Raw genomic sequence first — 25,111 nt, forward strand, 5'->3', positions numbered from 1 at the left:
TGACATTCACTCGGCTACCCTACAACTAAAAATTAACCTTGCTTCGTTTTCCCCTAAACATTTTCAAACGCTTTCTTTATGTATTTTATCCGTTTTTCTACATGTAACGAAAAGTAATTGTTATTTCCAATACTTTAGTGTATATTTTTTCTCTGGAACATCTTTAAGAGGAAGGGATTAAGGCCATGTTATTAATCGATATATTTACGTTTCTTGGCATTATCGCCGCTGCCATTTCTGGTACATTAGTTGGTTTAAAAAAAGATTTAGATTTATTTGGTGTCCTTTGTTTAGCTGTAGCTACTGCGCTCGGCGGCGGTATTATTCGTGATATCATGATTGGTAACCTGCCCCCTGTCGCATTTGTAAAACCCATTTACTTTTTCGTAAGTGTATTATCAGCATTATTTACTTGTATGTTTTTTGAGCGCATCAATAAACTTCAAATCGTTATTATGCTTTCTGATGCTGTTGGCTTAGGCGTTTTTACAGCTATTGGTGCAAATGCGGCAATGTCACATCATGTTGACGCCTCATTTTTAGTTGTTTCAATGGGAGTCATTACAGGTATTGGAGGCGGTATTTTGCGTGACATTTGTGCTCAAGATATCCCTTACGTATTCCGAAAAGAGATTTACGCAATCGCTTCTATCTTAGGAGCAATTAGCTTCCTAATCACACACGCTATGGGCGCGCACGTATTAGCTTTCTATGTTTGTTTATTAGTAACATTCGTTATTCGTGTCGTCACTGTAATATATAATGTGCATTTCCCTGTTTTCTTTAAAACACATGCTAAAATTAATAAAGGCCATTAAGAGAATTCTATCTAGAATTCTCTTAATTTATATACTATTCTACGAACTAATATAGAGTAATTATATATAAGCATATATAATTACTCTATATTAGTTTTAAAATTGAAAACGTTTTATACACAGGGGGAAGAATGATGCTTGGGGTTTTCAAAAAAAATATTAATAAAACAAACGCTAGTATAATCGAATTAAGTAAGGACCAACAAATAACTTTTAATGTACCTACTAATTCTGAACTGAAAATTCAAATGGATATGCTACACATTTCAAAAGAAGATTTACAAGTTGTAAAAGTACTACAGCCTTTTATTTATGCAGAAATTGATTGGATTACTGAAAAATTCTATGCCAACATTACAAAACAACCTAATTTAATTACTATTATTGAACGTTACAGCTCTATTCCAAAACTAAAGCAAACTTTAAAAACACATATTAAAGAATTATTCAGCGGCAATATGCATGAAGATTTTATTGAACAGCGTGTTAGGATTGCCAAACGACATGTACAAATTGGCTTACATCGAAAATGGTATACTGCTGCTTATCAAGAATTATTCCGCTCTATTATGAAGATTTTGCAAACAAAAATAACAACAATCGATGATTTTTCCTATTCTATAAATGTCATAAATAAATTATTCACTCTTGAACAAGAACTTGTTCTTGCAGCTTATGAATCTGAATATGAAAGAATGCAAAAAGAGCATGAGAAAGAAAAAGAACTAACTGCTATGACAATTACGCATATCGCAACAGAACTAGCTGCTGTATCTGAAAAGACAAGCTCTTCTATTCAAAAACTAACCGCTAAGTCTGAAACTATTGTAGAGATTGCTAAAACAGGTACATCATTAGCTACAACATCTGAAGAAAAAGCGAATAAAGGGAAAGAACAATTAAACCAGCAAAACAAACGAATGGGATCTATTCAAATGAATATGGAAACGATTATTACAGATACTCATGAACTTCTCGATATTTCTAACAAAATTAACGAAATCATAGATATCGTTAAATCGATCGCGGAGCAAACAAATTTACTCGCACTAAATGCTGCTATCGAGTCTGCACGTGCTGGAGAATTTGGGAAGGGGTTTTCTGTTGTTGCTGGTGAAATCCGAAAATTATCAGAGCAAACGAAAGAATCGATATTTAACGTTACAAAGCTCGTCGAAAAAACAAATGAACAAATTACCCGTGTCTCGTCTTCCGTGAAACAAATTAGCTCTCTCGTATCGGAAGGAACGGATAGTATGTCGGCAACAGATCGATACTTCCAAGAAATTGTAAAAGATATGTCTAACTCAAAAGAACAGAATAAGAAAATTGAACATGAGCTACAAACTATTTCACAAGTCATGAAAGGAATTCAAGATGATTCCTCACAAATGGCTCTAACAGCCGATAATTTGCAACTAGAACTAAATCGATAAGACAAAATTCAGGTCAGGCATACTTTTCATCTGCACTGACTACTAAATTTCATCTTTCATCAAAAAAAGAATCCAGAATGGATTCTTTTTACTTTCTGAAAAATATTTTTTGACAATACACATAACTCATATAAACACCAAAGCTCTGCAAAATAAACAATGCCGGCATAATTACATTGTAATATGCCATATCTACTTGGAAGAGCTTTAACAATACGTAGCCACTAATTAAAAATAAGAACAACATATATCCCTCATTTTGTTGTTTCTTAATTAGGAAGTGTAATAGAGCTATATTCATAAACAATGTTACGGCTATATATATCAGTTTTTCACATTTGAAAAGAATAGAATTTATCCCCTCCTCTGAAAACTGATTTATCATCGGTTCTAAAAGTTTAAATCTTTCTCCCTCAATCTCTTTTAACTTTTGATCAATATGCTCTGTTACACTTTGATTTTTCGATATTTTTTCCTCATGTTGCGTTTTTCCAATTAAGACAGATTGAACATACGTCTCATTCGCAATCGTATATTGTGACAGTCCCATTGTCTTAATTCCATAATTCACACTAAAATGAGCAATATAAAATAGAATAAGTATCCCTATCATCTTTAGTAACACTTTTTGTTTCGTTGCTGATTGAAACACTTCAATTAATAATATATATACCGTGATAAAAATAGGAAGAAATAATCCCATTGGGAAAATCATATTACTAAATGCAAATAAAATCGCTGAAAACACCCACATATAAGGATGATCTAATCCTTTATATAAAAGTATGTAACAAGCAAAATAAAATAAAAATATTGCAAGTGACTCAGGAGTTAATACGGAACTCATGAATATATTTGGAATATACAGAGCATAAAATATAGAAGCAATACGCCCGCATTCTTCTCCAAAAACCATTGCCGCAATACGATAAATAAAAAATGCGGTTCCTGCGCAAAATAACACATTAAATAGTTGTAAAGCGAATAATGTATCACCAAATATACGAATAATTACTGACTCATATATAATAAAAGGCAAATGAGTTACAGTCCCTATATTATTACCAATTGCAATCTGCTTTGCAGACTCATACATCACTTTCATATCACCAATTATTGGAGCATCTACAAATAACAGCATACTAAGTCTCACAACTATAGATATACTTATAAGAAAAATAAGAAATTGTTTATCTGTAAAACGATATTGTAGGATTGATGCCACTAACAAAATGAGTATGACGAAAATTGCCAGTATGATTGTTACACTTGTTGTACTTCCTCCAAAAAATTGCTTACTTGTCTCAAATGCTGCCCAACAACTATAAACAAAAAATGCGAGCATCGCACCGATCGTAATTTTATTGAAGAAAGATGAAAAATTTGTTTGTATATGATTCATATGTCCATTGCACCTCTATTTCCATTCATAACAAAACGATTCTATCATGAATGGGTACACGGCTGATAGGGAATTTCTATGACAAATACATAGTCATTACTTTTTACTTGCAATGTAAGCGAATCCTCTTTTACACTACATTTTAGATAAAATAAATTTTCTTTCAGTTATATGAATACAAATACAGAAGTTTAAATCATTCTCTTTTGGAATACACTTTACTTCATTAAATATCTAATATGAGTACTCCGCTTACACATATTATTCTGATTGAAAACAGACTATAGGGGCTGAATATATGGAAAAGAAATTCATGCGAGAATCTAAAGCAATTAAGACAACACGTGTTTTTCCTAACGATTTAAATAATCACCAAACACTTTTTGGAGGGAAATTATTAGCAGAAATTGATAGTATTGCTTCAATTGCGGCTGCAAGACATAGTCGTAAACATTGCGTAACAGCATCTATTGATTCAGTTGATTTTTTAACTCCAATTCACCAAGCTGATTCTGTTTGTTATGAAGCATTTGTATGTTATACAGGGAAATCTTCAATGGAAGTTTTCGTAAAAGTAATCGCAGAAAATTTACTAGCAGGCGAGCGTAGAATTGCTGCTACTTGCTTCATTACATTTGTGGCAATAAAAGATGGAAAACCTTCGTCCGTACCACAAGTACTCCCTGAAACTCAGGAAGAACATTGGTTACACACAACCGGTTTAGAACGTGCGGAAAACCGAAAAAAGGGACGTTTAAAAAGTAAAGAGATGGCTGAAGTTTTAACTTTAAGTAAGCCATGGAATATATAATACGCTACTCTCACTTCATACATGCACAGGTTTATTTCATCCTTGCATGTATTTTTTATTATAAAAAAATTCCAGCTCTTATCTTTTATTTACTGTTTGTCTCCTAAAATAACCCACCAGTTTTTCCTTTATTTTGCTATACTATTAATGGTATATTAGATAAGGTTCGTTTAAAAATAACTATAATATAATTAAGTATATAAGGGATGGTGCGATAATGTCTATTGAGGTACCAATTTCAATACCAAAAACGTTAATTATTATTCCTGCGTATAACGAGGAAGAAGCAATTGCAGATACATTAACAAGACTATTAAAACTAAAACAGCATTTTACAGAATTAAGCATTTGCGTTATTAATGATGGATCACATGATAAAACAGCTCAAATCGTAAATGATTTTCCTGTTCACCTTGTGAACTTACCATATAACCTAGGTATTGGCTCAGCTGTACAAACTGGTTATAAATACGCTTATGAGAATGGATATGATATTGCAATTCAGTTCGATGCTGATGGGCAACATAATCCTGATGACTTGTACAAAATTATAAAACCTATTGCTGAAGACCAATGCGATATGGTGCTAGGTTCACGTTTTACAGAGAAAACAGCTTATAAAGGTAGTATTTCCAGAAGAGTTGGTATTTTTTATTTTACTGCTCTACTGAAAGTACTAACAAAACAAACCTTTATGGATCCAACTTCTGGGTATCGTGCTATCAATCGAGAAGTAATTAAGATTTTTGCACATAATTATCCAAAAGATTATCCAGAACCAGAAGTCCTTATTCATTTAAAAAAGAAAAAATTACGCATTCATGAAATATCCGTAAATATGCAAGAGCGCCAAGGGGGACAATCTTCTATTACACCTCTTAAATCTGCATATTACATGATTAAAGTAAGCCTTGCTATATTGATGCAAAAAATTGTGAAAGGTTGATAATAAATGCCTATAATTACCTTTTCATTTATCTTCATTCTATTATTATTTTTATTAATTATTAATTCTATTCGTCGTGGAGCTTTAGAAACTAAATATGCCATTTTATGGATTTTTGTTTGTGTTTCAATGGCAATTTTAAGTTCTACTGAAAAAATTATAAATTGGATTGGACAACTATTACACGTAGAATATCCTCCATCTGTTTTATTTTTATTTGGACTATTATTCTGTTTCATCTTAATTTTTGACTTAACAAGAAAAATTTCTAAATTACATCATCAACTTGTAACATTAACGCAAGATTATGCGTTATTAAAGCAAAAATTAAAAGTAACGCAAACTGAAACCGATAACGAATAGTTTTCTATTTAAATATGAATATATACAAAAAAACATCTTAATTTTTTAAAAAAATTAAGATGTTTTTTATTGCAAATTATTTTTTTCTAATTAATAATTTATTAATTTTCATAATCGTTGCCACGGTCCCTACTCCAATTATAATAAATAAGAATGGTATTAACGGTAATGCATATCGTTCATATGCAACATAAAAACATGTTAAAGCTGTTTGCAGTAAAAGGATTGACCATAAAAATGTAGTCTCTCTCCACCTTTTTAAAAGGAAAATAAATGAAAGTACTGTACATATTAAAAACGTCGTCTTAATAAAATTATATATTTCATTCATATCCTTTGCAGAAACATTGAATACTTCAATATTATGCTCTATAGAATAATACGGTTTTTTCCAAAGAATTTCTGGTTTCAAGACTAAATAACTCTCTATCATAGAGCCCTTATTCGTTTTCCACCATTCTTTCATTTTATCAATGGCTATTTTTTCTTCTAACTCCATAAATTCATGCGCTTCAAGATTAGGGTACTTTGCATGTAATTCTATTTCAAGTTCCCCCATATCCTTACCTTCTGGGTAACCTTCCCCTTGATACGTTCCAAGTAATAACGGATTCCCTGCCCCTGCAGTTAGTGGGATAAATTTATCAAATTGAATGTAATTGCGGGCCCACCATGGTCCAAGTACGATAAGTCCTATTCCTATGCTTATAATCGCCTGCTTCATCATAATCCGGAATGGATAGCGTTTCATTAAAAGATACCCAAATAATAAGATTGGATATAAGGCAATTTGTACGCGGAGGTACAGTGCTAAAAAATAGAAAATTAATACAATCAGAAGATGTTTCGTTTTATGAGTATCAGCTAATTTTAAACTCCAATATACTAATCCTAATGAAAGGAATAGAAACGGCCCTTCTGTTAAAGTTAAATTTTCCATAACAATCTCTGGAGGATACACAGCTAATAAGAAAGCACCTATTAATCCTGCAGCAGGATTCAATAAATAAGTACCAATCTTATAAGTTAGCAAAATACTAAGTACCCCTAATAGAATAATGATTAATTTGGCTATAAAAAGACCTTCACTGCCATTTCCAAAAAAGTAAAATACAGCAGCTAATAAGGCTGGAAAACCCGGCATAATATGAATCGTTGGTTTATCTGGTTCATGGTATGTTAACATCCCTGTTTCCAATAAAATATTTGCCGTTTTTTGATAACCTATATCATCGCTAGCTATAGATAGATCTGCACCATGTGTTTGTAAAGTTGCAAAACGAAGTGCAAACCCGACAATCATAATAATCCCTAAAAGGACTATATTAGATTTGCGAGTAAATCGCCCTAACATCTCATCTTCTCCCTTCAGATACATAACCTTCAAAAATTTTTTCTATATTTTTACAACACAATACGTTCTATAATAAATACTTTTTATACAAAGTACAACAATAGAAAGTTGATTTACAAAGTTTATATGCGTTAAACTTATACAGATGTTCTTGTAATCTTCTCCCTTTCAAAGGGCTTGTATATATGGTGCAAGACATAAAAAACTTGAGGAGATAAAAATTCTATGATGGAACAAAAGCAACTTGTTTCTGTTGTCATACCTCTGTATAACACGGAAAAATATATTGAAGAAACGATGCAGTCAATACTAGATCAAACATATAAAAACATTGAAATTGTAATTGTAGATGATGGAAGTAAAGATCAATCACCTTCTATCGTGAAAAACCTTGCCGAAAAATATCCGGGTCAAGTAAAGTACGTTCACCAAAAAAACCAAGGTGTTTCAGTAGCTCGTAATACAGGGATTGAAAATGCTAGCGGAGAATACGTCGCTTTCCTTGATAGTGACGACTTATGGCATCCAACTAAAATTGAGAAACAAATCGAGAGTATGCATAAAAACAACATGGACGCGTGCTATTGTGGTTATATGAATTTCTACGAAGAAACAGGCGAAAAGGTTGAGCATACAACAAACTTTATTAAAGGTGATATGGCAAAAGCATTCTTAACACACCAAGTTGTTGCTCAAACAAGTACTTGGATTTTCAAACGCTCTATCGCAATGAATCATAATATCCGTTTTACACCAGGATGTAGCTGGGGAGAAGACTTGGAGTTTTTATTTAAACTAATGAGTGTGACAAATGTATGCTATGTCGATGAATATTTAACATATTATAGAATCTTATCAGAAGGAAATCTTTCTTCTAAATATAAAGATTACGAATTAAAAACAACTAAAGAACTGGAAGTATTCAATCGTATGAAAGACTGGGTACATAATAAATCTCAAGACTTCATTACGAAAGACCCTCAGTCACTTATTGAGATTCTTGAGACTTATTTATTCCCTTATACGGTTATCAATAATGCTTGTATATACATTAAAGAAAACTCTCAATTAAATAATGCCCAAGTTCAATTAATCAAAAAAGATATAAAGAAATATTGCCGTAAAATCTATTCAAAAAACGGAAAGCGTAGTAAAAAACTATATGCAATGCTTTGGTTTGTACGAATTAAATTTCTGTTTTCTTAAACTGAAAGTATAGTACTCACCTCTCTTTCCGTAAACAAATCAAATTTACAAATAGGACAGACAAAAAAGGTCCTAAAGAATAGAAAGGTTTTTTCCCATGAAAACAAATAAGATTCTTAAAAATGCCTCCTACCTATTTGTAGGAAATATTACTGTTCGATTTGTACTGGCTATTGCAACCATTTTCTTTGCAAGATATGTTTCTCCAAGTGATTACGGTATGTTTACAACTGCGTTAGCAGTTTCAGCTGTTATTTGTTACTTTACAGATGCAGGCTTGACACATACGTTTATGCGTGAAGGAACGAGAAGCGATGCTAATATTAGCGTGCTAATAAGTAGTTATTTACGTATTCGTTTAATATTAGCTATCGTAATTTCTGTACTTTTCGCTATTTTTGCCCAGTTCTTCTATCCCGATGCTTACTTACGTGCGATGGTATATTGGGTTGTTCTACCAACAATGTTCGGAGCAACCTTACAAGGTGTTGGGATGGCTTACTTCCAAGTAACAGAACGCATGCAATTTACAGCTATTATTTCTGTACTACAAGGTGTAACAGCTGCTGCTGCCCTATTACTAGGGATGTCTTTCCAATGGTCACTTATGATGGTTGCTGCCATGTACGGGGTATCTAGTCTTGTAACAGGTGTTATCGCCTTTATAATGACAATACGCTATACAAAAGTCCATAAGGGTTGGGATAAAGGTATTTTAGATCAACTACTTATTTTCACAATCAATGGAATCATCATTATGCTCTTACCACAATTGGGGCCTATTATCTTAGAAAAGGTTTCAACATATAATCAAGTTGGATTCTTTGGTGCTGCATCTAAAATACCAGCTGTACTATATCAAATACCGGGAGTAATTGCAGCTGCCTTTTATCCAAGGCTTTTTGCTTTTGGTAATGAGAAAAACATCGAAGAACATAGAAAATTATCAAGTTTTGAATTAAAACTTATGTCTTTTTTAGGAATGGGAATTTCTATCCCCTTTATTGCTGATCCAAGTTTCTGGATTGTTAGTTTATTAGGAGAAAAGTACGCTCCCGCTGGTGACGCTCTTGCTATTTTAGCGTTTATGGTTATTTTACAATCAATTAACTATCCACTAGCCGACAATTTAACAACAATTGGCCAGCAATGGAAACGCGCAACAACAATGACTATTGGATTAGTTGTTGCCATCATAGGTTATATTGTACTAGGTAGTAAATATGGAATGATGGGGGCAGCTGCCGCAGCTATCCTTACCGAAATTACACTATTAATCGGATTTACCCTCTTTATTCGTAAAGGCATGCAATTATTAGTTAAAGGAATTATATTTAATTCCTTAGCCTTTATTATTAGTTACGGTATATACCGAATCGCATTAATCAACTTACCACCATTAGTTGCTTTAACGCTTACTGGTATACTATACGGTATAATCGGGGTTTTAATTGACCCTCAAATACGTGGATTCGTTTTAGGGTTTATAAAACAAAAGCTCATTCGCAAACATGCTTAAAAACAAAAAGTTTTTCCTATTTAAAAATGGAAAAGCTTTTTGTTTTTTTATATACCACTATTTTTCTTCAGTAAAAAAATTCTATATATTCCAGGTCAAATTGACTTACTTTCTGAAAATGCCTTATACTAAATTACATGTAAACTATGAATTTCAATGCCTGTAAAAATATATATGCTTCAACAAAAATATATATTTTCTCATGTTAAAACTAAAGAACACACCTTTAAAAATTGGTGTGTTTTTATATGCTACCTAAAAACTAGTTGCTACATGATAACAACTTTTAAAGGAGGATTATCAATTTTTATGAGCATAAAGCCGAATAATAAGTTCTTTTCCAAGAAAACGATAATAATTATGCCAATATTATTATTGTGTGCTTTTGCTTTTCATTATTTCTTTTTAACATCTAATCAAGCCTTTTCTGGTACAGGGGATGCATTACGCCAATTTGGCTTCTTTACGTTTCTTCTGCAACATGCCTTTAAAGATGGCAACCTTTTCTGGTCTTTTGATTATGGGTTAGGTGGAGATTTATTTGGAGAGTTTAGTTATTATTACAGCACATCACCGTTTTTCTGGATTACACTGTTACTACCTAAACTAAGTCTTGAGCAAGTGTATGACGTGAAATTATACATGAGTATTTTAAAAAACTTTTTAGCTATGTTATTCATGTATGGCTCTTTACGTTACCATAATAAAACAGCATTCTCATCTTTTGTTGCTGCTATTATATATGGTGGCTGTATTACTTTCATCCGCCACTCTTTACTATGGGATTTCATGGCTGATGCCATTGTATTTTTACCATTAGTAATATGGGGACTTGATAAATATATTATTGAAAAGAAGCGCGGACTTTTCCTAATCGCTGCTACTTTAATGTTAGCATCAAACTTTTATTTTGCTTTTATCACAAGTATTTTCATATTCATTTATGCATTATTCCAATACTTTGCGACACAAAAAAATAAAACGATTGTCTCTTTTCTAACTTATTATATTAGAATCGGCTTATTGTACGGACTATCACTCGGTTTAGCCGCCGTTTGCTTCCTCCCATCAGTTAATGCCGTATTTAGCGCCGATCGACTATCAAAAAAGTTTGAGATACCACTATTATTTGAAGATAAATTTTATAAAGATTTAATGGAAAATATTTTCTTCATGTATAGTGCTGAAAATCATCAACTAGCTTTACCAGCTTTAATTTTATTCTTAATCGTATTTGGAATGTTTATACGTGATAAACTCGTTAAAAATAAAGTATTCTTTACGTTATTCATGTTCATTCTGTTTATGCTTCCATATACATATTCTGTATTTAATGGTTTTTCAGCAATGCAATCTAGATGGTTTTATTTATTTGTATTTGTCATTGCCCAAACAATTGCATACATTCTAGATTGGATGATTATTCATAAGAAAGACTACAAATTACCTTATTTAATAAGTTTATTAGTGTCTATTGGATTATTCATTTATGCATTTTATAGAAAAGCAAATATAAATGTAACTGATAAACCTTTACAAGACGTTGATAACATTTTACTCGGAACTGTCGTTCTTTCTGTTATTACAGTATGTTTATGGCGTTATATTTCTAAACCTTTCATACAATTTTTAGTTGTATTGAACATACTCGTTAGCACAATTTCTATGAATTATATGTATGCGAATAATATACTTAGTACCGTTTACGGACAGAGCCAGATTTCAACTGAAAAGTTACACGAACCAGGCTATGATAATAAAGAAGAAATTGCTGCAATTCGCTACATACAAGAAAATGATAAAGACTTTTATCGTATTCTTAATCCATATAGCGAATATAACACACCAATGCTACAAGGATATCATGGCGTAAGTACATATCAAAGCTTGGTTAATTATTATGTCCATGACTTTATGAAAAATAAATATGGCGTATTCCAAATGTACGATACACCCTCAATGTTTTATCAAGCTGATAGTCGACTGCTACTTGAAAATATGCTAGGTATAAAATATCGCGTATTAAGTGCTGATACAGATCCAAAGAATGTACCTTATGGATATAAACTATTACAGCAAGTAGGACCATATAATATTTACAAAAATAACTATACCTTACCGTTAGGGTATGTATATGATTCGGCTATAAGTGAAGAAGAGTTTTCTAAATTAAACTTCGCTCAGCGTGATCAATTATTATTACATGCTGTTGTCGTTAATAATACAAAAGAATTTTCATTAAACCATTTTAATAAACAAGACCTTAAGTCAAAGGCAGTATCTATTAAAATGGAAAAAGCAAAATTCGAAAATATGGTAAAAGAAGGAAACAAACTAATTGTTCATGGCTTTGGAAATATGATCTTACCTATCAATTATCCTAATACGCCTGGTGACCTACTGATAGAATTAAAATTGAAAAATACAGGTACATTCAATGCAACTGTTAATGGAAAAACAATCGGAAAAGGTGACGATGCTGGTGCATACTCGTATCCGTTAGAAAGATTTGTTTACAATTTAGGCACTGAGCGTCCAGAAAACCTAACTATCTCTATTGATATGGCAGGTGAGTATGAATTAGGTGACTTACAAGCAAATATCGTAAACTATGAAAGTGTACAAAAAGAAACAAAAAAATTAACTGAAAATAGACTTGAAAATATTTATTATAAGAACAATTATTTAAAAGGGGATATCAACTCAAATAAAGACGGGCTCCTATATTTATCTGTTCCATATAGTAAAGGTTGGACTATAAAAGTTGATGGAAAAGAAAAGGAATTTACGAAAGCGAATTCTGCCTTTATCGGTGTTCCCATTACAAAAGGCTCACATGTAATCGAAATGACTTACGTTACACCTTACTTCAAATTAGGTATGATTATATCAATTATCTCACTAATTATTTGTGTAGCTTTACTAATTTTCACAAATCCAAAAGCACGACGAAAATTTTCTTTTAAAAAGCAATAATGAGCAATCAATGAATCATGAAGCTATCCAATTGGATAGCTTCATATAAAAACGCATAACATTGTTTTAACCCACTACAAACAAGGAGTGTCAAAAATGACTCTTTCAATCGTTGTACCATGCTACAATGAAGAAAAGGTGCTTCGAGCCTTTTATTCAGAGACTTCTCTTGAAATTCATAAATTAACTACCGATTATGAATTTGTTTTTGTTAATGATGGTAGTAAAGATGATACATTAAATATTTTACGTGATTTAGCTAGTTCAGATTCATCGGTACACTATATATCGTTTAGTCGAAACTTCGGAAAAGAAGCTGCAATGTTAGCTGGCTTAAAATACGCTACAGGCAATGCCATTGTTATTATGGATGCTGACTTACAACACCCTCCTACGTTAATAAAAGAACTGTTAGAAGGATATAACGATGGCTACGACCAAGTCATTGCAAAAAGGACAAGAACTGGTGATTCACCCGTTCGCTCTTTCGTCTCTCGTCTTTACTATAAGGTGATGAATAAATTTGTAGATATTGAATTAGTAGATGGTATTGGTGACTTTAGACTTTTAAGTCGAAGAGCAGTGGATTCATTAGTATCCTTAAGTGAGTACAACCGATTTTCAAAGGGCTTATTCTCTTGGATTGGTTATAACGAATTAATTATTGAATATGAAAATGTATTACGTTCTGATGGAGAAAGTAAATGGACCTTCTCGAAATTATTAAATTACGGAATTGATGGTGTAATTTCATTCAATAATAAACCGTTACGCCTATCTATATATCTTGGATTACTAACAACCATTTTTGGACTTTTATATGTAATCACTACGTTCGTTCAAATTATCCTTGGTGGTGTGGAAGTTCCTGGTTACTTTACTCTCATTTCCGCTATACTATTTATTGGCGGTATTCAACTCATATTCCTAGGTGTTATTGGTGAATATATCGGTCGTATTTATTATGAAACAAAACGTAGACCGCATTTTATTGTAGCTGAAAAGAAAGTTAGTGAAGTTAAACAAAAGGCATAACAAAAAAGTTACTTCTGTAGGTAGAAGTAACTTTTTTATATACTAACATTTACAAACCCTTTTTTTGCATAGATATAATCATTTCTTTTAGCCCATTATAATACGAAGTTTTTGGTATATCCCCGATATACCTCTCATATTTCTCCCCGCTTAATACAACTGGTTTTTCCGTCAAATATAGCATTTCCATAAATTCTTTCATCTGCTTATCAAACAGACCAATAAACTGGATCATTCCTCTTTTTACAGTTATTACTCGTTTCGTATACCCCGTTAATTCCCGTATGTGTTGAATCATTTCCTCACCTGTAATAACACCATAACCTGGTATGTTCCAATTTTGTCCATAGGCCTCATCATGTAAAGCTAATTCAACCATTGCTTTTGCACCATCTGGTGTAAAAATATATTCACGGGCAATCTTTTTATCTCCAACAAAGCTAGACATTTTATTTGCAAGTATTCCCTTTAATGTATGATGAACAAGTGTGCTTTCTGCATTTGGACCATAAAAGTCTGGGAAATGAGCAATAAACATTCGTACATTAGCTTGTTTTGCCATCTCTTCAAGTTGTAAACGAATCTTCCCTTTCTTTGTGTGTGGTCTTTTTTTAGCCTCTTCTTTTACAAGCCCTTCCCCTTGCCTTCCATACGCATAAATATTATCAACTATCCCTAGTTTGATACCGTAATGTTTCGATACCTCTAATATGTTTATTAATAATTTCTCTTGCTGTTTCTCCCAATCTGAATACGGAATATTTACAACATGAAATATAATATCAACATCTTTAGCAGCATTCATTATATCCTCTTTTACAAATACATCGCCGGCTACAACTTCTACATGTTTGTTCCCAGAAAATAATGCACCTAATCTCTCCTTATTTCTTGCAAAAGCAACCACATGAATCCCTCGGCCACATAATTCGTTTACAATTGCATAACCCATTGAACCAGAAGCACCTAATACTAAAGCCTTTTTCATTATAAATCCCCTCCTAAATTAATTAACCACTGTTTAATTAATATTAAAAAGAAAATCACTTACATAAGAAGCGATTTTGAAATAAACTCTACATGTACCTTAGCCAAACCTTGTAGTTCTTCAAACGTTTGGCCACTTCTGCAATAATGTGCTACAAATCCATGTAATGATAAAAAAACAGACCATATTATCATCGCATTTAATTCCCCATCACATAAAAAAGAAATAACCTTCGCAAATTTTTCATAACTAACATTAGGACTATTTGCCAAACACTCTTTTAATTCGGCATCTTTAATTAAAAACATAATTTCATAATGACTCTGATTTCTTAGACCAAATTCAATAAAACCGAATAAAACCGCTCTTAGTTGCTCCTCTCTCGATAACTTTTGATTACAAATTTTATCTAACTTTTTGTTTAATAATTGAAAATCCTGTTCCACCATTGCGTAAAATAGCTCTGCTTTGTTTTTAAAATGATAATAAATCGAACCATGGCTATATCCAAGTTCTGTTGCAATTTTGCGCATTGAAGTATGTTGATATCCTTGTGCTATAAATAGCTCCCTAGCTACATTCATAATCATTTCTCTTGTTAGTTCTTGTTTAACTGCTTTCCTTGGCGACATATTTCATACCTCACACATATAATTAACCACTGTTCAATTATATTATATATTTTCAGAAAATTAATGCAACCCTTTTTTTGAAAAAATCTACATTTTGAAATGATGGCATTATATGAAAGAATTTAGTATCATGATTCAAGGTACTATTTCAAGTTGGACGGAGGATACTATGAGCTTATTAACAGTTGAAAAATTAGGACATACATTTGGCGATCGTACATTATTTAAAGATGTATCTATGCGATTATTAGCAGGTGAGCACGTTGGATTAGTTGGTGCAAACGGTGTTGGTAAATCAACATTTATGAATATCATTACTGGTCAGCTTATTCATGACGAAGGTCGTGTAGAATGGACACCAGGCACACATTACGGTTACTTAGATCAGCATACGGTTTTAACGCCTGGACGTACAATTCGTGACGTACTAGCGGATGCATTTTTACCGTTATTCGAAAAGGAAACAGCTTTAAATGAAGTTACAGAAAAAATGGGAACTGCTACACCAGAAGAACTAGAAGAACTTCTTGAGCAAATGGCAGAAATACAAGATGCACTTGAAGCAGGTGGTTTCTATTTACTAGATATGAAAATTGAAGAGGCTGCACGTGGTCTTGGAATTGATGCTATTGGTTTAGATCGTGATGTTTCAGCACTAAGTGGTGGACAACGTACAAAAGTATTGCTTGCAAAGCTATTACTTGAACAACCAGAAGTGTTATTGCTTGATGAACCTACTAACTATTTAGACGTTGAACATATTCATTGGTTAACAACTTATTTAAAAGAATACCCACATGCATTCTTATTGATTTCTCATGATACGGAATTTATGAACAAATGTGTTGATGTTATTTTCCATCTAGAATTCACAAAAATGACACGCTATACAGCGACATATGAAAAATTCCTAGAACTAGCAGAAATCAATAAAAATCAACATATAAACGCTTATGAAAAGCAGCGCGAGTTTATCAAAAAGCAAGAAGACTTCATTGCAAAGAACAAGGCTCGTTATTCAACGACAGGTCGTGCAAAGAGTCGTCAAAAACAACTTGATCGCATGGAACTTATTGATCGTCCGGAAACAGCAATCAAACCTGAATTCTCATTTAAAGAAAGTCGTGCAAGTAGTCGCTTCGTCTTTGAAGGTGAAAATGTAGAAATCGGATATACACATCCGCTACTACCAAAGTTATCAATGACAATTGAGCGTGGTGAAAAAATTGCTATTGTTGGATGTAATGGTGTTGGTAAATCAACGCTACTAAAAACAATCTTAGGTAAAATTAAACCTTTAAACGGTAAAACAAGTCTTGGTGACTTCTTAGAGCCTGCATACTTTGAGCAAGAAGTTAAAGCTGATAATATAACACCAATTGATGATGTATGGAATACATTCCCTGGCCTAGACCAGCATCAAATTCGTGCGATGTTAGCGAAATGCGGATTAAAAAATGAACATATTTCTCGTCCATTAAGTCAATTAAGTGGTGGAGAACAAGCAAAAGTTCGTTTATGTAAGCTAATGGGTGAAGAAAGTAACTGGCTACTATTTGATGAGCCGACAAACCATCTTGATGTTACAGCAAAAGAAGAACTTAAGAAGGCTATGAAAGCATATAAAGGAACAATTCTCCTTGTATGTCACGAACCGGAATTCTATGAAGATTGGATCACAAAGGTTTGGGATGTAGAAAAATGGTCTCAAAATAGTAAGTAATCTTTAATAAAAAACTCCTTGTGTAGACAAGGAGTTTTTTATTAAGAATTTTTTATATTGTAGTATCCTATAAGGCGTAAGCGAAATTCTTTTAATTCCGGATAAACCTCTAAATTTGCTAACATACCTCTAATTACCGGAATTCTTGGATTAAGCAATCGCATTTCCGCCTCTAAAACATCTAATGTTACTAGCAGCTCATCGTCCTCTAATTGATCAGCTAGAGTACGCTTAAATCCAATAATTTCTTTTAAAAAATGCTCTTTAACCTGTTCCTTAATGAGCTCTGATTTACAAAGAAATTCTCCAAGCTTTTCTTCGTGTAAAATAGGTTCTTCCGAAGATTCTACCAAGCCATCTACTAAATTATCTACTCTTTTTAAAATAAAAGCAGAGACGTAAGATAAATCAATTTCTGTTGCTTGTAAAATAATTAATTCTAAATACCCACGGCATATGCCTTCCACCATAATTACTAAATCCAATAAATATGGCATAATCTTTTCATCATAAATGGACAATAAACTATTTCGATAAAATGCATGAGACTCTAACTTCATCCGCATCATAAATTCTTCCACTTCTTTATTAAACGGAATCGCATTTTCTCTCGCATGCATAATAATAAACTCTTTATGCTTTTGTATATCATTAAACTGACAATGTAATTGTTTTGCAAATTTTTCACGTGGTAACAAAGACTCTTGCTCAATATCCAGCATTTTCTTTTGAATTTTGTCATAATAATATCGAAGTGTCGCTAATAAAAGCTCATCTTTTGATTTAAAATATAAGTAAAAAGCTCCCTTAGATATACCACTAGCTGTCACAATTTCCTGCACTGATGTCGCATTTACACCCTTAGTAGCAAATAACTTCATAGCCGATTCTATAATTAAACGCTCTTTTTCTTTCATATCTTCTCTCCTAAATTTAATCTCGCATCTTATTATGGATTTATTATACCATCTCTTTTTATTGACGATTGACCAACTGGTCAGTTATATTATGTATTAGACTGACCAGTTGGTCAATATAATACAAAGGGAGCGCAAACATGAACAAAATCATCAATTTCTCGTTAAAAAATAAGTTCGCAGTTTGGCTACTAACCATTATTGTTACTATTGCGGGAATTTACTCTGGCCTCAATATGAAGCTGGAAACAATTCCTGATATTACAACACCGATTGTGACAGTAACTACGGTCTATCCTGGTGCTACACCAGAAGAAGTAGCCGATAAAGTTTCAAAGCCGATGGAAGAACAACTACAAAATTTAAGTGGTGTTAACGTTGTTAGCTCATCATCTTTTCAAAACGCATCTTCTATTCAAGTAGAATACGATTTTGATAAAAATATGGAAAAAGCAGAAACAGAAATTAAAGAAGCTCTCACAAATGTAAAGCTCCCTGACGGTGTTAAAGACCCTAAGGTTTCACGAGTAAACTTCAATGCTTTTCCTGTTATTTCGTTAAGCGTAGCAAGCAAGAATGAATCTTTAGCTACCTTAACTGAAAATGTAGAGAAAAATATTGTACCGGGCTTAAAAGGACTTGATGGTGTTGCATCTGTTCAAATTGCAGGCCAACAAGTAGATGAAGTACAGCTCGTCTTCAAGAAAGATAAAATGAAAGAACTAGGACTAAGTGAAGATACTGTAAAAAATGTAATTAAAGGATCGGATGTATCTTTACCACTTGGCCTATATACGTTTAAAGACACGGAAAAATCAGTTGTTGTAGATGGCAATATTACAACGATTAAAGCATTAAAAGAACTCAAAATCCCAGCTATACCTTCATCACCTAACGGTCAAGGTAGTCAAAATGCTGGCGCTGGTGCACAAACGCCGCAAATGAATCCAGCTGCTATGAACGGAATTCCAACAGTTACATTAGACGAAATTGCTGAAATTAAAGAAGTTGGGAAAGCAGAATCCATTTCTCGAACAAATGGAAAAGAAGCAATTGGAATTCAAATTGTGAAGGCCTCTGATGCAAATACAGTTGATGTTGTAAATGCAGTAAAAGATAAAGTAAAAGATCTTGAGAAAAAATATAAAGATTTAGAGATCATTTCAACATTCGACCAAGGTGCACCTATTGAAAAGTCAGTTGAAACAATGCTAAGCAAAGCAATTTTCGGTGCTATCTTTGCGATTGTTATTATTATGCTGTTCCTACGAAATATTCGAACAACGTTAATCTCTGTCGTTTCAATACCACTTTCGTTATTAATTGCTGTTTTAGTCATAAAGCAAATGGATATTACGCTTAACATTATGACGCTTGGAGCAATGACAGTTGCTATAGGCCGTGTTGTTGATGACTCAATTGTTGTTATTGAAAATATTTACCGACGTATGTCGTTATCAGAAGAGAAATTGCGCGGAAGAGATTTAATTCGTGAAGCTACGAAAGAAATGTTTATTCCGATTATGTCTTCTACCATTGTGACAATCGCTGTATTCTTACCGCTAGGACTTGTAAAAGGTATGATTGGTGAAATGTTCTTACCATTCGCCTTAACTATTGTCTTCGCTTTATTAGCATCGTTACTAGTGGCTGTTACAATCGTACCAATGCTTGCCCATTCCTTATTTAAGAAAGAAAGCACGAGGGAAAAAGAGGTACATCATGAAGAGAAACCAAGCAAATTAGCAAATGGGTATAAACGTATACTTGAATGGGCTTTAAATCACAAAATTATTACATCTAGTATTGCTGTCCTTCTATTAGTTGGTAGTCTCGCACTTGTACCGGTTATCGGTGTAAGTTTCTTACCTTCTGAAGAAGAAAAAATGATTATCGCAACATACAAACCTGAACCAGGTCAAACATTAGAAGACGTTGAAAAAATTGCAACGAAAGCTGAGAAGCACTTCCAAGATAATAAAGACGTGAAAACAATTCAGTTCTCATTAGGTGGAGAGAATCCAATGAGCCCTGGTCAAACAAATCAAGCTATGTTCTTCGTTCAATATGATAACGACACGAAAAACTTCGAAAAAGAAAAAGAAGAAGTCGTGAAAGATTTACAAAAAATGTCTGGAAAAGGTGAATGGAAAAACCAAGACTTCGGAGCAAGTGGCGGTAGTAACGAAATTAAACTATACGTTTACGGAGATAGCTCAGAAGACATTAAGCCTGTCGTAAAAGATATTCAAAATATCATGAAGAAAAATAAAGACTTAAAAGATATAGATTCTAGTATTGCAAAAACATATGCAGAGTACACTTTAGTCGCAGATCAAGAAAAGCTGAGTAAAATGGGCTTAACGGCTGCTCAAATTGGAATGGGACTTTCTAATCAACATGATCGCCCTGTTCTGACAACAATTAAAAAAGACGGTAAAGATATCAATGTATATGTAGAAGCTGAAAAACAAAATTATGAAACAATCGATGACTTAACAAATCGCAAAATTACAACACCACTTGGTAATGAAGTAGCTGTAAAAGATGTTATGACTGTAAAAGAAGGTGAAACATCGAATACAGTAACACACCGAGATGGCCGTGTTTATGCAGAGGTTAGTGCAAAATTAACATCTGATGACGTTTCAAAAGCATCTGCTGCAGTCCAAAAAGAAGTAGATAAAATGGATCTTCCTTCTGGTGTAGATGTTTCTATGGGCGGTGTTACTAAAGATATTCAAGAATCATTCAAGCAACTTGGCCTAGCGATGTTAGCTGCGATTGCCATTGTATACTTCGTTCTTGTCGTTACATTTGGCGGTGCCCTTGCACCATTCGCAATTTTATTCTCGCTACCATTCACAATTATTGGGGCCCTTGTTGCCTTATTAATCTCTGGTGAAACATTAAGTGTATCTGCAATGATTGGGGCGCTTATGTTAATCGGTATCGTTGTAACAAACGCAATCGTGCTTATCGACCGCGTTATTCATAAAGAAAATGAAGGTTTATCAACACGTGAAGCTTTATTAGAAGCTGGTGCAACACGCTTGCGTCCAATTTTAATGACTGCAATTGCAACAATCGGAGCTCTTATCCCGCTTGCATTAGGATTTGAAGGTAGCGGCTTAATTTCTAAAGGACTTGGTGTAACAGTAATTGGTGGATTAACAAGTTCAACGTTATTAACACTTCTTATTGTTCCAATTGTTTATGAAGTATTAAGCAAATTTAAAAAGAAAAAAACAAAATAGCAAAAAAATAACCTCGCTAACTGCGAGGTTATTTTTTATTTCCAAACAAGATTAAGAAATCGCCATAACCTTCTTTCTCTAATTCCTCTTTTGGAATAAATCTAAGAGCTGCGGAATTAATGCAGTAACGAAGCCCATTCGGTCCTGGACCGTCTGGAAATACATGCCCAAGATGCGAATCTCCCTCTTTACTTCTCACTTCTGTACGTGTCATATTATGACTCACATCCATCTTTTCTTTCACACTTGCTGACATAACTGGTTTTGTAAAACTAGGCCATCCACATCCACTATCAAATTTATCTAGAGAAGTAAACAACGGCTCACCTGAAACGATATCTACATAAAGACCTTCCTCTTTATGGTTCCAATACTCATTTCGAAATGGTGGTTCTGTACCATTTTCCTGTGTTACATAAAACTGCATCTCATTGAGTTTTTCTTTTAAATGAGCATTATCCTTTGGCCAATGTTCCTTAATAAAAGCATCTCGTCCTGAGCCTTTACGATATAACTCATAGCGGAATGTGTTTTTCTTATGATATCCTTGGTGATATTCTTCAGCTGGATAAAATGTAGCTGCTGGTAGTATTTTTGTCGCAATTGGTTTCGAAAAGCGCCCACTCTGCTCAAGCTCTTCTTTTGAAGCTTCTGCTTTTTTATGTTGTTCTTCATTATGATAAAAAATCACCGTTTCATAAGACTGTCCGCGGTCATGGAATTGTCCCCCAATATCGGTCGGATCAATTTGTCTCCAATATATATTTAACAATTCCTCATACGGCATTTTATTTGCATCAAATGTAATTTGTACCGCTTCATAATGTCCTGTTGTTTCCGAGCACACTTCTTTATACGTTGGGTCCTCTTTATGACCGCCTGTATAACCTGAAATAACCTGTATAATTCCCTCCATCTCTTCAAATGGAGAAACCATACACCAAAAACACCCTCCAGCAAATGTAGCCAATTCTACCTTTTCATTTACAGCCATTACTTCACCCCTATTCTATATTCTCCTTACAGTATGGCATAAGAAACATAATGTTATAAAAGAAAAAGCATCGAACATCGATGCTTTTTCTCTACTTCACTTTATTTTGTTCCAACATCCTTCTCCATTTCATCACTTGTCACATCTAAGACATCTAATAAGAAAATGAAAATTGGAATACCGATAATCAGTCCCCATACACCTAAGAAGTGCTCTGAGAAAATTAATACCATAAAAGTATAGAAAATCGGTAAATTTGTTTTTTGCGACATAAACTTCGGATTTAATACGTAACTTTCAAGCGCATGAATAACTGTTACGATAACTAAAATATAAACAACGTACATAATACCGCCAATATTGTAAGCAATCATACAAAGTGGGAATAACGAAATGATAACCCCCGCTACTGGAATTAAGCCAAGCAAGAAAATCATTAACGCTAAACCTAATAATTGTGGGAATCCTAATATCCATAATGCGATAACTGAAAGAACACAGTTAACAACAGCAATTAAAAATTGCGCTTCGATTACCTTTCCAAATGAACGTGCAAATTTCTTTCCGAAGTACTCAATTTCAGTATAGAAAATTGCAAGCCTGCTTTCTTTAAACTTTACAGTAAAACCAACAATACGAGATTTTTCTAGTAAGAAAAACAAACTCAAAATTAAAGAAAGTAAAACTTGAAGGCCAAATTTACCAACATTCGTAATCGATTTATACAAAATGTCTACGCCTTGTCCTACATATTTAGAAAGCTCCATATGATTGACAGCATTAACTGCATACTTAATTAGTTCACTATCTGGTGGGTTTCTTAAAAATACATTGAATTGGTAAATCAATTGTGAAATTTGTATCGTTAATACTGGTAAATATTTAAATAGCGTAATAGCAATTCCACCAATTAACATTACATATAGAAATGCTATAATAATTTTTCGATTAATAGGCATGAAATGATCTAATTTGCGGGAAATAAACTTTTGGAATCGATCCATTAAATACGTGAGAATAAACGTAATTAATATTAAATTCAACATACTTTGCAGCCCGTATAACACGAGAGCAAGTATTACTAATACGAGTAACCTCTGAAATCCTTTGCTTTGAAACAGGTTTTTTATTTGCATAATCGACGAATACTCTCTCCTGTCCTATAAACTAAAACGTTAATAAGTAGATTTCTCTCTTTTCTACTTTTAAATTATTCATTCATATTAAGATTTTTATAAACTCATTATATGCCTATCTTAACAGGTATATAGTAGATTACTTCTTATTTTACAATACAATGACCTAATTCAAAACGTATTCTACATAGTATTAATGAAGATTTAAGGAAACTTACATTTTTTTAAATAGGTCTTACCACTACTGTAACATAAAAAGCAAGCTATCAGTAGAAATCTGTCCTACAAATAGCTTGCTTTTCTTATTTTTTAAGTAAGTTTTACTATCCAATGAATGGCATAAACATTGGGATGACAACTACTGTTACAACCCCAACTACCGTTACAGCAATACTTGCCATCGCTGCCTCTACCTCACCCATTTCAATTCCTACTGCAACTCCTAATGCATGGCCCGCTGTTCCAAGTGCTAAACCTTTTGCAATCGGATGCTTAACTCTAAATGTTTTTAAGAATAATGCCCCTAATGCGTATACGATAACTGCGTTGAAAATAACTGCAAACGATGTAATTGCTGGAATACCACCAATACTTTCTGAGATTGGTAACGCAATTGCTGTTGTTGCTGCTTGTGGTAGCATTGAATTCATTACTGCTGTATCTAAACCGATTGCTTTTGCAACAATGAACACGACAATTACTGAGCAAATAGATCCCACCACGATAGCCGATAAAATTTGCCACCAATATTTTTTCAACTTATCCACTTGCTTGTATAGTGGGATAGCGAATGCAATTGTTGCTGGTTCTAAGAAGAAACTAATCATTTTTCCGCCAGTATTATATTCTTCAAAAGTAAAGTTACCTACCTTTAGAAAGACAATCCCTAATACCATCGCTACAAATAATGGTGTAAATAAGAAGAATCCTTTTGAATGCTTGAATAATAACGTTCCGATCCCGTATGCGATTAATGAAACGACGATTCCGAAATATGGAGTCATTGTGCTTGCCATATTCATTACCTCCTAACAATATATAAATGCAATGGTTACGCAACCTTTCCGTGCTTGCGTCCTTTATTTACTACTTTCAATTCTTTTGTATCTTCTGTTTCTTTTTCATCTTTTCCTAAAATAAATTGTGCAAATAATCCTGTTACAGCTAGTAAAATAACTGTTGCTACAACAATTACAGTTAAAATTTGTACAAAATATTGTCCCATTACACCAAGAGAATTAATAACTGAAATACCTGATGGGACGAAAAGGAATCCGATAATACCTGTTAAAGCTGTTCCAAGTGATTCAACTTGCTCCAATTTAATAACTTTTAAACATAATAGACTAAATAAAATAACTAACCCGATTACCGATGAAGGCATCGGAATTGGTAAATGTGTTGCAATAATATTAGAAATTAACATAATAGCTGAGAATATGAATGCTTGTGATAAGAAACTGTATACTTTTTTCGTACTCATTTTGGCCACCTCTTTCGATTTGGTACCTTTATTGTATAAGATGTAAGTAACGAGGTAAGCGTTTACATAACAGAACGTCAAATATACAGAATCAGTTACAAATATAAAAGGATGA

20 protein-coding genes are annotated in these 25,111 nt (G+C 33.2%); 11 read left to right on the plus strand and 9 right to left on the minus strand.

Features of this window, described 5'->3' with window-relative positions; genetic code table 11:
* Positions 1 to 185 precede the first annotated feature (185 nt).
* Together ASE54_RS32205 and ASE54_RS32210 are read left to right on the plus strand one after the other, a co-directional pair.
* A complete protein-coding gene (locus ASE54_RS32205) occupies positions 186 to 818 on the plus strand; it encodes a TRIC cation channel family protein (RefSeq protein ID WP_000924367.1) in 633 nt (210 codons plus the stop codon).
* 134 nt (positions 819 to 952) lie between these two features.
* Positions 953 to 2,254, plus strand: a complete 1,302-nt coding sequence (locus tag ASE54_RS32210; RefSeq protein WP_000901886.1) for a globin-coupled sensor protein — start codon at positions 953 to 955, stop codon at positions 2,252 to 2,254.
* A gap of 88 nt (positions 2,255 to 2,342) precedes the next feature.
* Here the strand turns inward: ASE54_RS32210 and ASE54_RS32215 are convergent, their stop codons facing one another.
* The gene (locus tag ASE54_RS32215) at positions 2,343 to 3,656 is read right to left on the minus strand and encodes a glycosyltransferase family 39 protein (RefSeq protein WP_001015635.1); all 1,314 of its coding nucleotides are present in this window, start codon (positions 3,654 to 3,656) and stop codon (positions 2,343 to 2,345) included.
* Between the two features lie 298 nt (positions 3,657 to 3,954).
* Here ASE54_RS32215 and ASE54_RS32220 point away from each other — a divergent pair, with 298 nt between their 5' ends.
* The 3 genes from ASE54_RS32220 to ASE54_RS32230 all read left to right on the plus strand — a co-directional run bounded on the left by ASE54_RS32220 (position 3,955) and on the right by ASE54_RS32230 (position 5,776).
* The gene (locus ASE54_RS32220; protein WP_000412126.1) at positions 3,955 to 4,467 is read left to right on the plus strand and encodes an acyl-CoA thioesterase; all 513 of its coding nucleotides are present in this window, start codon (positions 3,955 to 3,957) and stop codon (positions 4,465 to 4,467) included.
* Positions 4,468 to 4,684: 217 nt separating this feature from the next.
* Positions 4,685 to 5,413 (plus strand): glycosyltransferase family 2 protein, encoded by a 729-nt coding sequence (locus ASE54_RS32225; RefSeq protein WP_000021477.1) that lies wholly within the window; start codon positions 4,685 to 4,687, stop codon positions 5,411 to 5,413.
* A gap of 6 nt (positions 5,414 to 5,419) precedes the next feature.
* The gene (locus ASE54_RS32230; RefSeq protein WP_001121769.1) at positions 5,420 to 5,776 is read left to right on the plus strand and encodes a DUF2304 domain-containing protein; all 357 of its coding nucleotides are present in this window, start codon (positions 5,420 to 5,422) and stop codon (positions 5,774 to 5,776) included.
* 76 nt (positions 5,777 to 5,852) lie between these two features.
* Here ASE54_RS32230 and ASE54_RS32235 read toward each other — a convergent pair whose 3' ends face one another.
* On the minus strand, positions 5,853 to 7,130 hold the full coding sequence (locus tag ASE54_RS32235) for a glycosyltransferase family 39 protein (RefSeq protein ID WP_000901472.1): 1,278 nt from the start codon (positions 7,128 to 7,130) through the stop codon (positions 5,853 to 5,855).
* 225 nt (positions 7,131 to 7,355) lie between these two features.
* Between ASE54_RS32235 and ASE54_RS32240 the strand changes: the two genes are divergently transcribed.
* The 4 genes from ASE54_RS32240 to ASE54_RS32255 all read left to right on the plus strand — a co-directional run bounded on the left by ASE54_RS32240 (position 7,356) and on the right by ASE54_RS32255 (position 13,866).
* On the plus strand, positions 7,356 to 8,336 hold the full coding sequence (locus ASE54_RS32240; RefSeq protein WP_000970526.1) for a glycosyltransferase: 981 nt from the start codon (positions 7,356 to 7,358) through the stop codon (positions 8,334 to 8,336).
* 97 nt (positions 8,337 to 8,433) lie between these two features.
* Positions 8,434 to 9,855, plus strand: a complete 1,422-nt coding sequence (locus ASE54_RS32245; RefSeq protein ID WP_000856134.1) for an oligosaccharide flippase family protein — start codon at positions 8,434 to 8,436, stop codon at positions 9,853 to 9,855.
* A gap of 309 nt (positions 9,856 to 10,164) precedes the next feature.
* A complete protein-coding gene (locus tag ASE54_RS32250; RefSeq protein WP_000023698.1) occupies positions 10,165 to 12,831 on the plus strand; it encodes a YfhO family protein in 2,667 nt (888 codons plus the stop codon).
* 96 nt (positions 12,832 to 12,927) lie between these two features.
* Positions 12,928 to 13,866 (plus strand): glycosyltransferase family 2 protein, encoded by a 939-nt coding sequence (locus ASE54_RS32255; protein ID WP_000175831.1) that lies wholly within the window; start codon positions 12,928 to 12,930, stop codon positions 13,864 to 13,866.
* A 49-nt stretch (positions 13,867 to 13,915) separates the two neighbouring features.
* On the opposite strand, the gene ASE54_RS32260 is transcribed toward ASE54_RS32255, so the two are convergent.
* Both ASE54_RS32260 and ASE54_RS32265 read right to left on the minus strand, forming a co-directional pair.
* Positions 13,916 to 14,854, minus strand: coding sequence for an NAD-dependent epimerase/dehydratase family protein (locus ASE54_RS32260; RefSeq protein WP_000709951.1), 939 nt, complete (start codon positions 14,852 to 14,854; stop codon positions 13,916 to 13,918).
* Positions 14,855 to 14,913: 59 nt separating this feature from the next.
* A complete protein-coding gene (locus ASE54_RS32265; protein WP_000074953.1) occupies positions 14,914 to 15,486 on the minus strand; it encodes a TetR/AcrR family transcriptional regulator in 573 nt (190 codons plus the stop codon).
* A 169-nt stretch (positions 15,487 to 15,655) separates the two neighbouring features.
* On the opposite strand from ASE54_RS32265, the gene ASE54_RS32270 reads away from it, so the two are divergent.
* Positions 15,656 to 17,209, plus strand: coding sequence for an ABC-F family ATP-binding cassette domain-containing protein (locus tag ASE54_RS32270; protein WP_002083531.1), 1,554 nt, complete (start codon positions 15,656 to 15,658; stop codon positions 17,207 to 17,209).
* A 41-nt stretch (positions 17,210 to 17,250) separates the two neighbouring features.
* On the opposite strand, the gene ASE54_RS32275 is transcribed toward ASE54_RS32270, so the two are convergent.
* Positions 17,251 to 18,126, minus strand: a complete 876-nt coding sequence (locus ASE54_RS32275) for a TetR/AcrR family transcriptional regulator (RefSeq protein WP_014895367.1) — start codon at positions 18,124 to 18,126, stop codon at positions 17,251 to 17,253.
* Positions 18,127 to 18,266: 140 nt separating this feature from the next.
* On the opposite strand from ASE54_RS32275, the gene ASE54_RS32280 reads away from it, so the two are divergent.
* Positions 18,267 to 21,383: an efflux RND transporter permease subunit gene (locus ASE54_RS32280; protein ID WP_001033480.1), complete on the plus strand. Its 3,117-nt coding sequence runs from the start codon at positions 18,267 to 18,269 to the stop codon at positions 21,381 to 21,383.
* Positions 21,384 to 21,411: 28 nt separating this feature from the next.
* On the opposite strand, the gene msrB is transcribed toward ASE54_RS32280, so the two are convergent.
* The 4 genes from msrB to lrgA all read right to left on the minus strand — a co-directional run bounded on the left by msrB (position 21,412) and on the right by lrgA (position 24,996).
* Positions 21,412 to 22,377: a peptide-methionine (R)-S-oxide reductase MsrB gene (gene msrB, locus ASE54_RS32285; RefSeq protein WP_000290172.1), complete on the minus strand. Its 966-nt coding sequence runs from the start codon at positions 22,375 to 22,377 to the stop codon at positions 21,412 to 21,414.
* A 101-nt stretch (positions 22,378 to 22,478) separates the two neighbouring features.
* Positions 22,479 to 23,513, minus strand: a complete 1,035-nt coding sequence (locus ASE54_RS32290) for an AI-2E family transporter (RefSeq protein ID WP_001166012.1) — start codon at positions 23,511 to 23,513, stop codon at positions 22,479 to 22,481.
* Positions 23,514 to 23,836: 323 nt separating this feature from the next.
* On the minus strand, positions 23,837 to 24,529 hold the full coding sequence (gene lrgB / locus ASE54_RS32295; protein WP_000168869.1) for an antiholin-like protein LrgB: 693 nt from the start codon (positions 24,527 to 24,529) through the stop codon (positions 23,837 to 23,839).
* A gap of 35 nt (positions 24,530 to 24,564) precedes the next feature.
* Entirely contained in the window at positions 24,565 to 24,996 is a 432-nt protein-coding gene (gene lrgA / locus ASE54_RS32300; RefSeq protein WP_000104901.1) for an antiholin-like murein hydrolase modulator LrgA, read from the minus strand.
* Positions 24,997 to 25,111 lie beyond the last annotated feature (115 nt).

This window comes from Bacillus sp. Root131, assembly GCF_001429475.1.
In the GTDB taxonomy this organism is placed as follows: Bacteria; Bacillota; Bacilli; order Bacillales; family Bacillaceae_G; genus Bacillus_A; species Bacillus_A thuringiensis_S.

What these genes read in the sequence shown, in the direction of transcription:
- ASE54_RS32240 (WP_000970526.1), top strand. Translation starts at nt 7,356, where the DNA reads ATGATGGAACAAAAGCAACTTGTTTCTGTTGTCATACCTCTGTATAAC.
- ASE54_RS32220 (WP_000412126.1), top strand. Translation starts at nt 3,955, where the DNA reads ATGGAAAAGAAATTCATGCGAGAATCTAAAGCAATTAAGACAACACGT.
- ASE54_RS32250 (WP_000023698.1), top strand. Translation starts at nt 10,165, where the DNA reads ATGAGCATAAAGCCGAATAATAAGTTCTTTTCCAAGAAAACGATAATA.
- ASE54_RS32230 (WP_001121769.1), top strand. Translation starts at nt 5,420, where the DNA reads ATGCCTATAATTACCTTTTCATTTATCTTCATTCTATTATTATTTTTA.
- ASE54_RS32235 (WP_000901472.1), bottom strand. Translation starts at nt 7,130, where the DNA reads ATGTTAGGGCGATTTACTCGCAAATCTAATATAGTCCTTTTAGGGATT.
- ASE54_RS32280 (WP_001033480.1), top strand. Translation starts at nt 18,267, where the DNA reads ATGAACAAAATCATCAATTTCTCGTTAAAAAATAAGTTCGCAGTTTGG.
- ASE54_RS32245 (WP_000856134.1), top strand. Translation starts at nt 8,434, where the DNA reads ATGAAAACAAATAAGATTCTTAAAAATGCCTCCTACCTATTTGTAGGA.
- ASE54_RS32290 (WP_001166012.1), bottom strand. Translation starts at nt 23,513, where the DNA reads ATGCAAATAAAAAACCTGTTTCAAAGCAAAGGATTTCAGAGGTTACTC.
- ASE54_RS32210 (WP_000901886.1), top strand. Translation starts at nt 953, where the DNA reads ATGCTTGGGGTTTTCAAAAAAAATATTAATAAAACAAACGCTAGTATA.
- ASE54_RS32270 (WP_002083531.1), top strand. Translation starts at nt 15,656, where the DNA reads ATGAGCTTATTAACAGTTGAAAAATTAGGACATACATTTGGCGATCGT.
- ASE54_RS32215 (WP_001015635.1), bottom strand. Translation starts at nt 3,656, where the DNA reads ATGAATCATATACAAACAAATTTTTCATCTTTCTTCAATAAAATTACG.
- lrgB (WP_000168869.1), bottom strand. Translation starts at nt 24,529, where the DNA reads ATGGCAAGCACAATGACTCCATATTTCGGAATCGTCGTTTCATTAATC.
- ASE54_RS32275 (WP_014895367.1), bottom strand. Translation starts at nt 18,126, where the DNA reads ATGAAAGAAAAAGAGCGTTTAATTATAGAATCGGCTATGAAGTTATTT.
- msrB (WP_000290172.1), bottom strand. Translation starts at nt 22,377, where the DNA reads ATGGCTGTAAATGAAAAGGTAGAATTGGCTACATTTGCTGGAGGGTGT.
- ASE54_RS32205 (WP_000924367.1), top strand. Translation starts at nt 186, where the DNA reads ATGTTATTAATCGATATATTTACGTTTCTTGGCATTATCGCCGCTGCC.
- ASE54_RS32260 (WP_000709951.1), bottom strand. Translation starts at nt 14,854, where the DNA reads ATGAAAAAGGCTTTAGTATTAGGTGCTTCTGGTTCAATGGGTTATGCA.
- ASE54_RS32265 (WP_000074953.1), bottom strand. Translation starts at nt 15,486, where the DNA reads ATGTCGCCAAGGAAAGCAGTTAAACAAGAACTAACAAGAGAAATGATT.
- lrgA (WP_000104901.1), bottom strand. Translation starts at nt 24,996, where the DNA reads ATGAGTACGAAAAAAGTATACAGTTTCTTATCACAAGCATTCATATTC.
- ASE54_RS32225 (WP_000021477.1), top strand. Translation starts at nt 4,685, where the DNA reads ATGTCTATTGAGGTACCAATTTCAATACCAAAAACGTTAATTATTATT.
- ASE54_RS32255 (WP_000175831.1), top strand. Translation starts at nt 12,928, where the DNA reads ATGACTCTTTCAATCGTTGTACCATGCTACAATGAAGAAAAGGTGCTT.